This is a genomic window from Acidovorax sp. Leaf73 (assembly GCF_916855635.1).
In the GTDB taxonomy this organism is placed as follows: Bacteria; Pseudomonadota; Gammaproteobacteria; order Burkholderiales; family Burkholderiaceae_C; genus Acidovorax; species Acidovorax facilis.
This window is the reverse complement of record NZ_CAKASI010000001.1, coordinates 883,014-898,190: the sequence shown is the minus strand read 5'-3', so window position 1 is coordinate 898,190 and position 15,177 is coordinate 883,014. Positions and strand designations below refer to the sequence as shown.

At 63.4% G+C, this 15,177-nt stretch carries 9 protein-coding genes; 3 read left to right on the top strand and 6 right to left on the bottom strand.

Annotated features, from left to right (window positions below):
• Nucleotides 1-17: 17 nt before the first annotated feature.
• From LPA35_RS04195 to LPA35_RS04185, 3 genes are all read left to right on the top strand, one after another.
• Nucleotides 18-560: a VOC family protein gene (locus LPA35_RS04195; protein ID WP_228895246.1), complete on the top strand. Its 543-nt coding sequence runs from the start codon at nucleotides 18-20 to the stop codon at nucleotides 558-560.
• An 83-nt stretch (nucleotides 561-643) separates the two neighbouring features.
• On the top strand, nucleotides 644-1,924 hold the full coding sequence (locus LPA35_RS04190; protein ID WP_228895244.1) for a ribulose-bisphosphate carboxylase large subunit family protein: 1,281 nt from the start codon (nucleotides 644-646) through the stop codon (nucleotides 1,922-1,924).
• Between the two features lie 3 nt (nucleotides 1,925-1,927).
• Nucleotides 1,928-3,283 carry a four-carbon acid sugar kinase family protein gene (locus LPA35_RS04185; RefSeq protein ID WP_228895242.1) on the top strand — a complete coding sequence of 452 codons (1,356 nt, stop codon included), beginning with the start codon at nucleotides 1,928-1,930 and terminating at the stop codon, nucleotides 3,281-3,283.
• An 85-nt stretch (nucleotides 3,284-3,368) separates the two neighbouring features.
• Here the strand turns inward: LPA35_RS04185 and LPA35_RS04180 are convergent, their stop codons facing one another.
• The 6 genes from LPA35_RS04180 to aceE form a co-directional block, all read right to left on the bottom strand.
• A complete protein-coding gene (locus LPA35_RS04180; RefSeq protein ID WP_228895240.1) occupies nucleotides 3,369-4,790 on the bottom strand; it encodes an aspartate kinase in 1,422 nt (473 codons plus the stop codon).
• 313 nt (nucleotides 4,791-5,103) lie between these two features.
• Nucleotides 5,104-7,482, bottom strand: a complete 2,379-nt coding sequence (locus LPA35_RS04175; protein WP_228895238.1) for a bifunctional diguanylate cyclase/phosphodiesterase — start codon at nucleotides 7,480-7,482, stop codon at nucleotides 5,104-5,106.
• Between the two features lie 55 nt (nucleotides 7,483-7,537).
• On the bottom strand, nucleotides 7,538-8,494 hold the full coding sequence (locus LPA35_RS04170) for a substrate-binding domain-containing protein (RefSeq protein ID WP_228895237.1): 957 nt from the start codon (nucleotides 8,492-8,494) through the stop codon (nucleotides 7,538-7,540).
• 386 nt (nucleotides 8,495-8,880) lie between these two features.
• Complete coding sequence (lpdA, locus tag LPA35_RS04165) at nucleotides 8,881-10,725, bottom strand: dihydrolipoyl dehydrogenase (RefSeq protein WP_228895235.1); 1,845 nt, start codon at nucleotides 10,723-10,725, stop codon at nucleotides 8,881-8,883.
• A gap of 19 nt (nucleotides 10,726-10,744) precedes the next feature.
• Nucleotides 10,745-12,430 (bottom strand): dihydrolipoyllysine-residue acetyltransferase, encoded by a 1,686-nt coding sequence (gene aceF / locus LPA35_RS04160; protein WP_228895233.1) that lies wholly within the window; start codon nucleotides 12,428-12,430, stop codon nucleotides 10,745-10,747.
• 17 nt (nucleotides 12,431-12,447) lie between these two features.
• Nucleotides 12,448-15,171 (bottom strand): pyruvate dehydrogenase (acetyl-transferring), homodimeric type, encoded by a 2,724-nt coding sequence (gene aceE, locus LPA35_RS04155; protein ID WP_121506474.1) that lies wholly within the window; start codon nucleotides 15,169-15,171, stop codon nucleotides 12,448-12,450.
• Between the last annotated feature and the right edge of the window lie 6 nt (nucleotides 15,172-15,177).

Here is a 15,177-nt window from a genome sequence, read left to right as displayed (position 1 = left end):
CACCAAAGGAAATTCTTATGAGCCGTCATTTCGGCGCCATCCGCCAACTTGGCTACGTGGTCCACGACATCGAAGCCGCCATGGACTACTGGAGCAAGACCCTGGGCGTGGGCCCCTGGTTCTACAACCCCAAGGTTCCGATCAAGAACTACGTTTACAAGGGCGAATCGTACGAGCCACACAACTCGGTAGCCCTGGCCAACTCGGGCTACGTGCAGGTCGAGCTGATCCAGACGCGCAACGACGTGCCGTCGATGTACCGTGACTTTCTGCAGGCCGGGCGCACCGGGCTACAGCACGTGGCGTACTGGACGAGCGACTACGACGCCGACCTGGCGCGCCTGACGGCCCAGGGCTTCAAGACGGTGATGAGCGGCGAAGTGGGCGAAAAGGGCCGCTTTGTCTACTTCGACACCGAGTACCACCCCGGCACGGTGATCGAGCTGTCGGAAGTGGCGGGCCCCAAGGGGCGCATGTTCGACCTGATCCGTGCGGAATCGGAAAGCTGGGACGGTACGACCGACCCGGTGCGGCCGTTTCCGAATCTGTCCAAGATCTGAAGAAGGTCAATTTTTAAGCCAAATTTGCCTCTAGCGCTTATTCCATAAGCGCTAGTAGCTATCAAAACAGTAGTTCACCCACCATGTCCCCAGACCGCTTTGAAGCCACCTACCTGATCGAGACCCCGCTGAACCCGGCCCATGTGGCCGAGGTGCTGGCGGGCGAACAATCGTGTGGCACCTTCACCCGGGTGGAGGGCGAGACCGACGCGCTGCGCGAACGCGCCCGCGCCACGGTCGAATCGGTCGAGTTGCTGGACGTGGCGCCCGCCCCTTCGCTGCCCAACGGCTGGATGCAGCGGCGCGGCATGTTCGACACGCCGCAGACCTGGCAGCGCGCCCGGCTGCGCGTGAGCTTTCCGTGCGACAACATCGGCCCCAACCTGCCCACGCTGGCCGCCACGGTGTCGGGCAACCTGTACGACCTGGGCGAGGTCACCGGCCTGCGGCTGGAGTCGATGAAACTGCCCAGCGCCTACCGCGCGCAGTTCGACATGCCCCGCCACGGCATCAGCGGCACCCGCGCGTTAACTGGCGTGCAGGGGCGCCCGCTGATCGGCACCATCATCAAACCCAACGTGGGTTTGTCGGCCGAAGAGACCGGCGACCTGGCGGGCCGCTTGTGCGCCGCCGGGGTGGACTTCATCAAGGACGACGAGGTCTGCGCCAACCCGGTTCACGCACCGCTGGCCGACCGCGTCAAAGCCGTGATGCGCCGCGTGCGCGCCCACCAGGACAAAACCGGCAAGCTGGTCATGGTGGCCTTCAACATCACCGACGAGACCGACGCCATGCGCCGCCACGCCGACCTGATTGCCGCCGAAGGCGGAAGCTGCGTGATGGTCAGCCTGAACTGGTGCGGCTACTCGGCGGTGCAAACCCTGCGCCGCCACACCCCGCTGGCGCTGCACGGCCACCGCAACGGCTACGGCGCACTGTCGCGCCACCCGCTGCTGGGCTTCTCGTTCAACGCCTGGCAGACGCTGTGGCGCCTGGCTGGGGTGGACCATATGCATGTGCACGGCCTGCAAGGCAAGTTCTCGCAGACCGATGAAGAAGTGATCGAATCCGCCCACGACACCCTGGCCCCGCTGTGCGAAGGCCTGGACGACCGCGTGTTGCCCGCCTTCTCCAACGGCCAGTGGGCCGGCACGGTGCCCGCCACGTGGGACAGCATCCAGTCCAACGACCTGCTGTTCATGTCTGGCGGCGGCATCCTGGCCCACCCGGACGGCCCCGCTGCGGGCGTGGCCAGCCTGCAGCAGGCATGGGACGCCGTGCAGCATGGCGAAACCCTGGCCGAGCGCGCGGCACGCGCCCCCGAGCTGCGCCGGGCCATCGAATTCTTCGGCAAGAAGTCCTGAACCATGACCACTGAAGCCCCCCGGTTCGGCTGGTACGGCGACGACTTCACCGGCGCCACAGACACCCTGGCCGTGCTGGCCCAGGCGGACCTGCGGTCCATGCTGTTCATGGGCGTGCCCAGCGCACAAGCGTTGGTGGCCGCCGGGCCGCTGGATGCCATCGGCATTGCCGGCGCCGCGCGTGCGATGGACCCCAACGCCATGCGCGTCGAGCTGACCGGTGTGGGCCAATTTTTCCGGCAAATTGCGCCCACCGTGCTGCACTACAAGGTGTGTTCCACCTTCGACAGCGCACCCCATGTCGGCAACATTGCCTGTGCCATCCAGACGCTGCACCCCAGCGTGGACAACCGCTGGGTGCCCATCCTCGGAGGCCAGCCCAGCCTGGGCCGATACTGCGCGTTCAGCAATCTGTTTGCGGCGGCCGGGACGGGTGGAGCCGTCTACCGCATTGACCGGCACCCGACGATGCACAGGCACCCAGTGACCCCCATGGCCGAGGCAGACTTGCGGGTGCACCTGGCGCAACAAGGATTGCAGGGCATCACGGCGTTGCATTACCCGTTGTTTGAAGCGGATACAGGGCAAAACGCTGCAACCTTGCGCACCGCACTGGGCACGCTTCTGGACAATGGCCCGGCCGATCTGCCCGATTTGCCTTTGGTGCCCACGCTGCTGGACCTGACCAGTGCAGATCAGTTGGCCAGCGTGGGGCGCCTGCTGTGGCAACAGGCACAACACGCGCGCCTGCTCGCAGTGGGGCCCAGCTCCGTGGCGCAGGCGCTGATCGCGCACTGGGGAGCCCACGCAAACCACCCCACCCCAGCCTTGGCGCCATCGACTGGCCCTGTGTTCGCCTGGGCGGGCAGCCTGTCCCCCATCACTGCGGCCCAGGTCCAGGCCGCAGCGTCTTACCAGCGCATCTCTGTGGACGCGCAGCGCCTAGGCGACGATGCAGCGTATGCCCAGGCCACCCAGCGCACGATATGTGCCGGGCTGCAGCAAGGCCACCACGTTCTGGCCTACACCGGGCCAAACGACGGCGCCCATGCCCCCGCCGGTGGCGCATTGGCAGCCGTCGCCCCTGCCAGCGCTGCCCTGGTCGCCGGTGTGGTGCAGGCGCAGGCCGACAACGGCACGCCCCTGGGGCGCATTGGCATTGCGGGCGGCGACACCTCCAGCCACGCCGTGCAGGCGCTTCAGCTGTGGGGGCTGTCGTACAAAACCACGGTATGTCCCGGGGTCACGCTGAGCAGCGCACACAGCTCAGATCCGTCGCGCCACGGGCTGGAGTTGATGCTCAAGGGTGGGCAGATGGGTGGAACGGACCTTTTCGAAAGGCTGCTCGGCGCCGGCTGACGGAGACATCCAGGCGATAAAAAGCCCGCACAGGGCGGGCTCGTTATGGAACGGCATAGCGGAAGGCAAGCCTGCCGCTATTCCTTCAAACACGTGGAACGGGAGTTCCTGAGTTCACGCAGAGTGCCAGGTTCAGCGCCTTGATCGCGGTCTTGTAATCCTCGCGCTCGATCACGAACTGCATGTTCACCTGGCGCAGGGTTTGCGACACGCAGTTCACGTTGACCTGCGCATCAGCCAGCGCCTGCGCCGCCTTGGCCAGCACGCCCGGGATACTAATGTTGGAGCCGATGGTGCACACGATCGCGCTGGGCTTGATCGTCACGACCTGGTAGCCCTCCTGCAGCTCGGCCACCAGCTCGGGCGTGACCTGGTTGTCCCACACCAGATGGGCGATGGAGTTGGCGTTGGTTGCCTTCAGGATGTAGCTCACATCATGCTTGCAGAACACGTTCATCAGGCCCGCATCAAAGCCCACCGTGCCCACCATGCTGGGGTCGTGGATCTCGATCAGCGTGACCTTGTCGGTACCGGTGACGATCTCCACGCGCGCGCGCTCGCCCACGAAGTCCTTGGTGATCAGCGTGCCGGGGTGGTCGGGCTCAAACGTGTTCTTCAGGCGGATGGGAATGCCAGCCAGTTCCATAGGCTTGGCAGCCTTGGGGTGGATGGCTTCCATGCCCACGTCAGCCAGCTGGTCGGCCACGTCGTAGTTGGTGGCGCCCACCACGATGGCGTTTTCCAGGCCCACAAGGTTGGGGTCGGCGGACGAGAGGTGGAATTCCTTGTGGATCACGGCCTCGGCGGGGCGCACTTCCACGGCGATCTTGCTGAAGGTGACCTCGGAATAACCGCGGTCAAACTCGCGCATGATGCCTTCGGTGCCCTTGGTATAGCCGGTGGCCACCACCACCTTGTCGCTCAGGTCCAGGCCCTTGAAGCTTTGCGCAATGCGCTCGTCAATGGTCCAGGCTTCGTTGTCGTCAAAACCGGCCAGGTCCATCAGGATGGCGTTGACGCCATTGACCTTGAGGATCTCGACCGAGTTGAACGCGCTGTGCGACTCGCCAATCGAGGCCAGCACTTCCCGCGCGGCCAGCAGCACATCCTTGCGGCTCAGATAGCCACTGGCGAGCACGTGCTGCATGGCGTTCAGGTACTCACGCGCCTGGCCAATACGCTGGTCGATGAAGGCATCGGCCACATCCAGCGGCAGGCCCAGGTCGGCGTAGCCCGCGTTCAGCTTTTTCAGGCTGGCGGCCAGTTGGGTCAAGGCGTCCTGGTAGCCCTTGCCCTCTGCAAACAGGGCATAGATGCCGCGCTCGCCCGTCTTCTTGTGCTCCAGCAACTGGTTCGTCACGCCAGAGTAGGCAGACACCACATAGATCCGGCCATAAATGCGCTTGGGATCGTGCAGCATGATGTGGCGCAGCACATCGCCAAAGGCGGTCATGGAGGTGCCGCCGATTTTCTCGACAGAGATCTTGGAGGAGTTGACGTCTGACATGGACAAGCTCAGAGGAGCAAAAGTGATTGGGAGGCCGGGCGAATGTTCTGCCCCATGTGTAGCGGCAGAAAACCCTCTATTTTCCACGACTTTTGTTAGGGCAGCTTGGGGCAAGCCCGACAGACGGATGCAAGGCACGTACCGTGGCAAAAGAAGCCCTCATTGCGATCTGTGATCGCAGTTGAAGGACCAGGCTAGTTGCCCGGCACGCTGACTCCGTCACGAAGGGCCCGCAAAACTCAGCGTAGCAGCCCTGGGCGGGCGGCAATTCTCGGCGTCTGTATGAGACGAACTTCTGGTTTGCAACACTTGATCAAGGTCGCGAAGCATCTGCTGTTGAGCGGGGGGCGCTGGAATCGCAAGCTGCGTCTCCAGTCCTGCATACGGAAGGGTCGTGCATGGCTTCAAAATCCGCAATCGGTACTGGGGGCGCCATTAAATACCCCTGGTAGGCATGGCAGCCGCAGTTGGCCAGAAAGGCCCTCTGCGCCTCCTGTTCCACGCCCTCGGCAATTACGCGCAGACCCAGGCTTTCCGCCAGGGCGATCACCATGCGGGCGATGGCTGCGTCGTTCTGGTCGACCAGGATGTCTTTGATGAAGCCCTGGTCGATTTTGAGCTGGTCCAGCGGCAGGCGCTTCAAGTAGGTCAGCGACGAGTAGCCGGTACCAAAGTCGTCCAGCGAAAAGCCCACGCCGTGGGCCTTCAGCGCGTCCATCTTGATGATGGTGTTCTCTACTTCGACGACGAGGACGCTCTCGGTCAACTCCATCTTGAGCCTGTGTGGCGGGGCGCCGGTGTCGCGCAGAAGCGCCAGCACCTGTGGCACGAAGTCGTCCTGCTGCATTTGCTTGGCACTGACGTTCACCGCGATGCAGAGTCCCGCCGTTTCCGGGCGCAAGGCCCATCGCGCCAGCTGGGCGCAGGCCGTATGTATCACCCAGTAGCCCAGCGGCACGATCAAGCCGGTTTCCTCGGCCAGAGGAATGAAGTACGACGGACTCACCATGCCGCGCTGTGGGTGCCGCCAGCGCAGCAACACCTCGGCTCCAGTGATCTGGCTCTGGCCCTCTACCTGGGGTTGGTAATGCAGCGCAAACTGCTGCTGCCGCAAGGCTTCGCGCAGATCGGACTCCAGCACCGCGCGCTCACTGACCGCAGCCTGCATTGCCGTATCGAAAAACCGCAAGGTGTTGCGCCCTGCTGTCTTGGCCTGGTACATCGCCAGATCGGCCTGCTTGAGCAGTTCGTCGATGGAGTCACGCGGCCCGTCAAACAGTGCCACGCCAATGCTGGGGGTGCTGCGCACATCGTGCCCCGCCAAGGAGTAAGACAGATTCAGCGCCGAAAAGATCTTCTCGCCCACGACCCGGCAGTGGGCGGCCACCTCCTCCGGGTTCTCGCCCAGGTCTTCCAGGATCACCACAAACTCGTCGCCGCCCAAGCGGGCCACGGTATCGCCCTCGCGCACACAGGTCACCAGGCGGCTCGCTACCTGCTGCAGCAGCAGATCGCCTTTGTCATGGCCCAGGGTGTCGTTCAGGGTTTTGAAGTGGTCCAGATCAATGAACAGCAAGGCGCCGCACTTGGCGCTGCGGGAGCTTGCGACCAGGGCCTGTTTGAGCCTGTCCATCAGCAGGCGGCGGTTCGGCAACCGGGTCAGCGGGTCGTAGAAAGCCAGGCTGTTGATCTCATCTTCGGCCGCCTTGCGCGCAGTGAAGTCTTCGATCACCCAGATGCTGCCGGCCTGCGGCAACCGAGGATCCAGGCTGCGCTTGCGCACCTGTGCCCAGAAGTGCGTGCCGTCCTGCCGCTGCAAAAACCGCAATTCCTCGTCCAGCCGTGTGTCGGGCAGCGGTCCGTTTGCCGGATAGAGTGCGCTGGCCGGCAAACCCGCCATGGTGCCGTGGCCATAGCCAAAAATCTGCTCGGCATGGCGGTTAGCGATGTGCAGTTTGCCGTCGCGCACGAACAGCACGCCCACCTGCACATTGCTCAAGATGACCTGCTGCTCGGCGAACGAGGTTTTCAGGTCGCTGCGCATACGGTCCATCTGATGGGCCAGGTGGCCGATTTCGTCCTGCCGCTCCCAGCCTATGGACTGCTCAAAATCGCCACCGGCCAGCCGGTTCGAAAACAGCGTCAACCTGTGCAACGGCCGCAGCACGCGCAAGTGCAGCGCCACCAGAATACAGCCCAGAGACAGCACAAACTGACCCAGCAGGATGAACGCATAAGCCCTGCGGTCCCGGGCAAACTCCTGCTGCTTCAGGCCATCGTCGACCTCGATCTCGACGAAGCCCGCCAGCTCTTCAGTGCCATTGCCGCGCATGAGCAGCGGCCGCTGCACCACTTGGGACGTCCCCAGCCTGCGCTGGGCTTGCTCCAGCACCACGATAGGCACTTTGTCGGAATCGCTCACCGTGATTCGCACCACTTGCGGATCCAGCAAGGCCGACTGCCCGATGGTGCGCACACTGACGGTGTTGTAGTTCCACACTGGTACCGCCAGGCTGTTGGACAGCTGCAGAGCCCTTTCGTCCAGGTAGGCAGACAGCTCCTTGTTGATCTGCTCCTGGCGTAGGTAGCTGAGGGTCATGATGCCAATCAGGGCGGGCACGAACAGGCCGGCCGCCATGGCAACCACCATGCCGACGCTCAGGCTGCTCAGCCGGTCACCCAGCTTGGACATGGACTTTCTCGGTCTTTGCAATGAGCAGGGAACGGTGAACCCTGGGCCATGGGTGTCAACACCGGCTGCACATCAGCTTCTGGATTTCGGGGGTCTTGTAGTTGGCGCGCGTCACCAGGGTGATGTCGGTAAAAATGGTTCGGGTTTGGATCGCCTGGTTGCGGGCCGCTGCAGCGGCAGCCTGTATGCCCTTGTAGCCCATCTGGGTGGGGTTTTGAATCACCAGTCCATGGATCTCCTGCTGCTCCAGGCCTGTGAGCAGAAAGTCGGTGGAGTCAAAGCCGATAAAACGCAGCTTGCCGGCCAGGCCTTTGTCGCGCAACGCGCGCAGCATGCCGTCGGTGGACGATTCGTTGACCGCAAACACGCCGTCGATGCCCGGATGCGCCGCCAGCAGCTGGGTAGCGCTGTGCCGCGCCTTGCCAATCGAGCCGCCGCCGTAGACGTCGGCCACCAGCGTGACCTTCGGAGCCTTCTCTTTCAGGTAGTCGACAAAGCCCCGGGCTCGCTCATCGGTGGACGCGCTGCCGGCCACGGTCCGGAGCATGGCCACCTTCCCCTGGTTGTTCAGCAAGCCAGCCAGGGTCTTGGCCGCCAGTTGCCCTCCCGCGTAGTTGTCGGAGGTGACAAAGTTGAGGTGCTGGTTACCGTCCAACCCCGAATCGACCGCAATCACCTTGATGCCCAGGGCCACGGCCTTCTGCACAGACTCGACCAGGCGCGCCCTGTCGGTGGGCGCGATCAGGATTGCATCCACCCCGGGCTTGGTGTAGAGCTGGACGATCTTGATCTGGGAATCGGTGTCGTCGTTGTGCTCTGGTCCGCGCCATGTGAGCTTGACGTGACCGTCTTCCTTCACCGCTTTATCGACCCCAATGCGCATCAGCTCCCAGAAAACCTGGTCGCTGGACTTGGGGATGAAGACGATGTTGACGTCCTTTTCTGCCGCCTGTGCCGTGCACAGCGCAAGCAACCAACAGCCAACCAACACGGTACGAAAGAACGAGTTCATTGGTATCCCCTTGGTGGGGCTCGCCGCACACTTGTGCCTACCAAGACGGGGCCCCAATGCGCGCCTTGTAACCAGAAGATACACGATTCAAGCCCGAGCACCGCAAGAACATACCCTTGCCTGCAAATAACCCGGAAAAACGCTAACAGGGCCATCCTCAACGCCCTGTTTTGATAGCACCTCACGATTTATCTATAAGCGCTGGAGGCCGATTTCGTCGATAAAAAATGGGGGATGGAAAGCCGCTTCTGCACATGCTTGGGCGTCTCGGTATCGACGACGATGGCCACCGCCATATCGGCGGCCGATCATTGATCTGGCGCGCCAAGCAAAAAGCCCGAACCGTTACGGGTTCGGGCTTCCATGCAGGCAAGCGTTAAAGCACTTTATTTCTTCTGCGGCGGAACATCCGTGCAGCTGCCGTGCGCAATCTCCGCCGCCATGCCGATGCTTTCGCCCAGCGTGGGGTGCGGGTGGATGGTCTTGCCGATGTCCACGGCGTCGGCGCCCATCTCGATGGCCAGGGCAATCTCGCCGATCATGTCGCCGGCATGCGTGCCCACCATGCCGCCGCCCAGGATCTTGCCGTGGCCATGGGCCTCTGGCGAGTCGTCGAACAGCAGCTTGGTCACGCCCTCGTCGCGGCCGTTGGCGATGGCGCGGCCGGAGGCCGTCCAGGGGAACAGGCCCTTCTTGACCTTGATGCCTTGCGCCTTGGCCTGGTCTTCGGTAAGGCCCACCCATGCCACCTCGGGGTCGGTGTAGGCCACCGACGGAATCACGCGGGCGTTGAAGGCGGCGGAGGCCAGTTCCTTGTTGCTCTGCAGTTCACCAGCAATCACTTCTGCCGCCACATGCGCCTCATGCACCGCCTTGTGCGCCAGCATGGGCTGGCCCACGATGTCGCCGATGGCGAAGATGTGCGGCACGTTGGTGCGCATCTGGATGTCGACGTTGATGAAGCCACGGTCCGTCACGGCAACGCCTGCCTTTTCGGCGGCAATCTTCTTGCCGTTGGGTGTGCGGCCCACAGCCTGCAGCACCAGGTCGTACACCTGCGGCTCGGGGGCGGTGCCGCCCTCTTCCGCTGGCGCGAACGTGACCTTGATGCCTTCAGGGGTTGCCTCTGCACCGACGGTTTTCGTCTTCAACATGATGTTGTCGAAGCGCTTGGCATTCATCTTCTGCCAGATCTTGACGAGATCGCGGTCGGCGCCCTGCATCAGGCCGTCCATCATTTCGACCACATCGAGGCGCGCGCCCAGCGTGCTGTACACGGTGCCCATTTCGAGGCCGATGATGCCGCCGCCCAAAATCAGCATGCGCTTGGGCACTTCCTTGAGCGCCAGGGCGCCGGTGGAGTCGACCACGCGTGGATCGTCGGGCATGAAGGGCAGGCGCACGGCCTGGCTGCCGGCGGCGATGATGGCCTTCTTGAAGGCGATGACCTTCTTGTTACCCGTCTTCTCCTGCGCGGTGCCGGTGGTTTCTTCCACTTCGAGGTGGTTGGCGCCGACAAAGGCTCCGTAGCCGCGCACGGTGGTCACCTTGCGCATCTTGGCCATGGCGGCCAGGCCGCCGGTGAGCTTGCCGATGACTTTCTCTTTGTGGCCGCGCAGCTTGTCGATGTTGACGGCGGGCGCGCCAAAGTCCACGCCCAGGTCGGCCATGTGGTTCACTTCGTCCATGACGGCTGCCACGTGCAGCAGCGCCTTGGAGGGGATGCAGCCAACGTTCAGGCACACGCCGCCCAGGGTGGCGTAGCGCTCGACGATGATGACCTTGAGGCCCAGGTCGGCTGCGCGGAAGGCTGCGCTATAGCCGCCAGGGCCGCCGCCCAGCACGAGCACGTCGCAGTCCAGATCTGCAGTGCCTGCAAAGCTGGATACTACTGGATTGATAGCTGCTTGCGCTTGTGGGGCGGGCGATGGGGCCTGTTTTTGCTCAGAAACTGCGGGTGCCGGGGCTGTAGCAGGCGCTGGAGCTGCCGCGCCCTGCACTTCCAGCGTCAGCACCACCGAGCCTTCGGCGATCTTGTCGCCAAGCTTCACTTTCAGCTCCTTGACCACGCCAGCATGGCTGGAGGGGATCTCCATGGAGGCCTTGTCGGACTCCACGGTGATCAGGCTTTGCTCGGCCTTGATGGTGTCGCCGGGTTTGACCAGCACTTCGATGATGGCCACTTCGGCGAAGTCGCCGATGTCGGGCACCTTGATGTCGATGATTGCCATGGTGTGTCTTGCCCTTTCGTTACATCACGATGCGGCGGAAGTCCGCCAGCAGCGAGGCAAAGTACACGTTGAAGCGTGCGGCGGCCGCGCCATCGATCACGCGGTGGTCCCAGCTGAGCGACAGCGGCAGCATCAGGCGCGGTGCGAACTGCTTGCCGTCCCATTTCGGTTCGATGCTGCTCTTGCACACGCCCATGATGGCGACTTCGGGCGCGTTGATGATGGGCGTGAAGTAGCGCCCGCCAATGCCGCCCAGCGAGCTGATGGAGAAGCAGCCACCGGTCATGTCGGCCGGGCCGAGCTTGCCGTCGCGCGCCTTCTTGGCCAGGTCGCCCATCTCTTGCGAGATCTGGACGATGCCCTTCCTGTCGGCGTCGCGGATGACGGGCACAACGAGGCCGTTGGGCGTGTCGGCCGCAAAGCCGATGTGGAAGTACTGCTTGAGCACCAGCTGGTCGCCGTCGAGCGAGCTGTTGAACTCGGGGAACTTCTTGAGCGCGGCCACGGCGGCCTTGATCATGAAGGCGAGCATGGTGACCTTGACGCCACTCTTCTCGTTCTCTTTGTTGAACTGCACGCGGAAGGCTTCGAGGTCGGTGATGTCCGCGTCGTCGTGGTTGGTGACGTGCGGGATGACGACCCAGTTGCGGTGCAGATTGGCGCCACTGATCTTCTTGATGCGCGAGAGGTCCTTGCGCTCGACGGGGCCGAACTTGGTGAAGTCGACCTTGGGCCAGGGCAGCAGATCCAGGCCCACACCGGAACCGCCAGAGCCACCGGATGCGGCAGGCGCCTTGGCAGCCTGCGCCTTGGTCTGGGCTGCGCCAGCCATCACCTGCTTGGTGAAGGACTGCACGTCGTCTTGCGTGATACGGCCCTTGGGGCCACTGCCCTTGACTTCATCGATGGGCACACCCAGCTCGCGGGCGAACTTGCGCACCGAGGGCGATGCGTGCGGCAGGCCCGCTGTGGGCGTGCCAGGCTGGTGGGCGGGCACGGAGGCCGTAGCGGCGACCGGTGCAACGGCTGCTGCAACCGGTGCGGGGGCTGCAACAGGCGCAGCAGCGGGAGCCGCCGCCGGCGCTGCGGGCGCTGCAGTGGCAGCAGGCGCACTGCCCGCCACGCCTTCCAGCACGGCCACGAGGTCGCCGATGTTGACGGTGTCCCCAATCTTGACCTTGAGCTCCTTGACCACGCCCGCGGCGGGCGACGGAATCTCCATGGAGGCCTTGTCGGATTCGACGGTGAACAGCGATTGTTCGAGCTTGATGGTGTCGCCCACCTTGACCAGCAACTCAATGACGGCCACGTCCTTGAAGTCACCGATGTCGGGCACGCGCACTTCCACCGGGCCTGCAGTTGCAGGGGCTGCAGCGGGTGCAACCGGTGCTGGCGCAGCGGCCGCAACGGGGGCGGGGGCAACAGCTGCAGGGGCTGGCGCAGCAGCCGAGGCTGAGGCAACCGCGTCTGCCGACTCGACCACGGCAATCACAGAACCCTGCTTGACCTTGTCTCCCAGGGCGATCTTGAGTTCCTTGACCACGCCTGCGTGGCTGGACGGAATCTCCATCGATGCCTTGTCAGACTCGACAGTGATGAGCGACTGCTCGGCCTTGACCGTGTCGCCCACCTTGACCAGCAGTTCGATCACGCCCACTTCGTCGAAATCCCCGATGTCCGGGACTTGAATGTCTACCAATGCCATTGTTGTCTCCGTTCGGTTTACGCGTACAGCGGGTTGACCTTGTCGGCCTGGATGTTGTACTTGGCGATCGCCTCAGCCACCTTGGTGGCGGGCAGCATGCCGTCTTCGCTCAGCGCCTTGAGCGCAGCGACCACGATGTAGTGGCGGTTGATCTCGAAATGCTCGCGCAGCTTGCTGCGGAAGTCGCTGCGGCCAAAGCCGTCGGTGCCCAGCACCTTGTAGGTGCGGCCCTTGGGGATGAACGGACGAATCTGCTCGGCATAGGCCTTCATGTAGTCGGTGGACGCGACCACGGGGCCTTGCGATGCGGACAGTTGCTGGGTGACGAACGGCACCTTGGCTTCTTCGGTCGGGTGCAGCAGGCTCCAGCGCTCGGCGTTCTGGCCGTCGCGGGTCAGCTCGTTGAAGCTGGGGCAGCTCCACACCGAGGCGGCCACGCCCCAGTCCTTTTCGAGCAGTTCTTGCGCAAAGAACGATTCACGCAGGATGGTGCCGCTGCCTAGCAGTTGCACGGTGGGCGCGTCCTTGGGCAGTGCGGGCGCCTGTTTGCACAGGTACATGCCCTTGATGATCTGCTCTTCGGTGCCGGGCTGCAGGCCGGGCATGGGGTAGTTTTCGTTCAGCAGCGTCAGGTAGTAGAAGACGTTTTCCTGCCGCTCGACCATGCGCTTCATGCCGTCGTGCATGATCACCGCGACTTCGTGCGCAAAGGTCGGGTCGTAGCTCACGCAGTTGGGGATGGTGTTGGCCAGGATGTGGCTGTGGCCATCTTCGTGCTGCAGGCCTTCGCCGTTGAGCGTGGTGCGACCCGAGGTGCCGCCCAGCAGGAAGCCACGGGCTTGCATGTCACCCGCCGCCCAGGCCAGGTCGCCAATGCGCTGGAAGCCGAACATCGAGTAGTACACGTAGAACGGGATCATGATCCGGTTGTTCGTGCTGTAGCTGGTGGCCGCCGCGATCCAGCTGCTCATGCCACCGGCTTCGTTGATGCCCTCTTGCAGGATTTGACCAGCCTTGTCTTCCTTGTAGTACATGACCTGGTCTTTATCGACCGGGGTGTACTGCTGGCCTGCGGGGTTGTAGATGCCGATCTGGCGGAACAGGCCTTCCATGCCGAAGGTACGGGCTTCGTCCACCAGGATGGGCACCACGCGCGGGCCCAGGGCCTGGTCGCGCAGCAGCTGCGTGAGAAAGCGCACGTAAGCTTGCGTGGTGGAGATTTCGCGGCCCTCGGGCGTAGCCTCCAGGATGGCCTTGAAGGTGTCCAGCGCAGGCACGGTGAAGCTCTCGTCGGCCTTCACGCGACGGTGTGGCAGGTAGCCGCCCAAGGCCTTGCGGCGCTCGTGCAGGTACTTCATTTCCGGGGTGTCGTCGGCGGGCTTGTAGAAGGGCAGTTCGGCAAGTTGGCTGTCGGGGATCGGGATGTTGAAGCGATCACGGAAGGCCTTGATGTCTTCGTCGCTGAGCTTCTTGGTCTGGTGAACCGTGTTCTTGGCTTCGCCAATCTTGCCCATGCCAAAGCCCTTGACGGTCTTGACCAGCAGGACGGAAGGCTGGCCGCCATGGTTTTGAGCGGCATGGAATGCGGCATAGACCTTTTGCGAATCGTGGCCGCCGCGCTGCAGGTTCCAGATCTCGTCGTCGGTCATGTGCTCGACCATCTTCAGAGTGCGAGGGTCGCGGCCGAAGAAGTTCTTGCGCACGTAGGCACCGTCGTTGGCCTTCATGGCCTGGTAGTCGCCGTCGTTGGTTTCCATCATGAGCTTGCGCAGCGCACCATCATGGTCTTTGGCGAGCAACTCGTCCCAGCCCTTGCCCCAGATGAGTTTGATGACGTTCCAGCCCGCGCCGCGGAACTCGCCTTCGAGCTCTTGAATGATCTTGCCGTTGCCACGCACGGGGCCGTCCAGGCGCTGCAGGTTGCAGTTGATGACAAACACCAGGTTGTCGAGCTTCTCGCGCGCGGCCAGGCCAATGGCGCCCAGGGATTCGACCTCGTCCATTTCACCGTCGCCGCAGAACACCCAGACCTTGCGGTTCTCGGTATTGGCGATGCCGCGGGCGTGCAGGTACTTGAGGAAACGCGCCTGGTAGATGGCCATCAGCGGGCCCAGGCCCATCGACACCGTGGGGAACTGCCAGAACTCGGGCATGAGCTTGGGGTGCGGGTAGCTCGACAGGCCCTTGCCGTCCACTTCCTGGCGGAAGTTGAGCAATTGCTCTTCGCTCAGGCGGCCTTCCAGGTAGGCGCGGGCATAAATACCGGGCGATACATGGCCCTGGATGTAAAGCAGGTCACCGCCGTGGTTCTCGCTCTCGGCATGCCAGAAATGGTTGAAGCCCGCGCCAAACATACTGGCCAGCGAGGCAAAGGAGCCGATGTGGCCGCCCAGATCGCCACCTTCGGGCGGGTGATGGCGGTTGGCCTTGACCACCATGGCCATGGCGTTCCAGCGCATGTAGGCGCGCAGGCGCTGTTCGATTTCAAGGTTGCCGGGGCTGCGTGCCTCCTGGCTGGGCTCGATGGTGTTCACGTAGCCGGTATTGGCCGAGAACGGCAGGTCCACGCTGTTCTGGCGGGCGTGTTCCAGCAATTGCTCCAACAGGTAGTGGGCGCGCTCGGCCCCCTCTTTGTCGATGACGGCGGACAGCGCATCCATCCACTCACGGGTTTCCTGTTGGTCGGTATCGGTGGCGGGCGCGTTGCCGTTTCCGGCCTGAGGGTCGGGCTGAGCTGACATGCTTTG

Coding starts and splice junctions, on each gene's coding strand:
- aceE (WP_121506474.1), bottom strand. CDS start 15,171: ATGTCAGCTCAGCCCGACCCTCAGGCCGGAAACGGCAACGCGCCCGCC.
- lpdA (WP_228895235.1), bottom strand. CDS start 10,725: ATGGCAATCATCGACATCAAGGTGCCCGACATCGGCGACTTCGCCGAA.
- LPA35_RS04190 (WP_228895244.1), top strand. CDS start 644: ATGTCCCCAGACCGCTTTGAAGCCACCTACCTGATCGAGACCCCGCTG.
- LPA35_RS04195 (WP_228895246.1), top strand. CDS start 18: ATGAGCCGTCATTTCGGCGCCATCCGCCAACTTGGCTACGTGGTCCAC.
- LPA35_RS04180 (WP_228895240.1), bottom strand. CDS start 4,790: ATGTCAGACGTCAACTCCTCCAAGATCTCTGTCGAGAAAATCGGCGGC.
- LPA35_RS04175 (WP_228895238.1), bottom strand. CDS start 7,482: ATGTCCAAGCTGGGTGACCGGCTGAGCAGCCTGAGCGTCGGCATGGTG.
- aceF (WP_228895233.1), bottom strand. CDS start 12,430: ATGGCATTGGTAGACATTCAAGTCCCGGACATCGGGGATTTCGACGAA.
- LPA35_RS04185 (WP_228895242.1), top strand. CDS start 1,928: ATGACCACTGAAGCCCCCCGGTTCGGCTGGTACGGCGACGACTTCACC.
- LPA35_RS04170 (WP_228895237.1), bottom strand. CDS start 8,494: ATGAACTCGTTCTTTCGTACCGTGTTGGTTGGCTGTTGGTTGCTTGCG.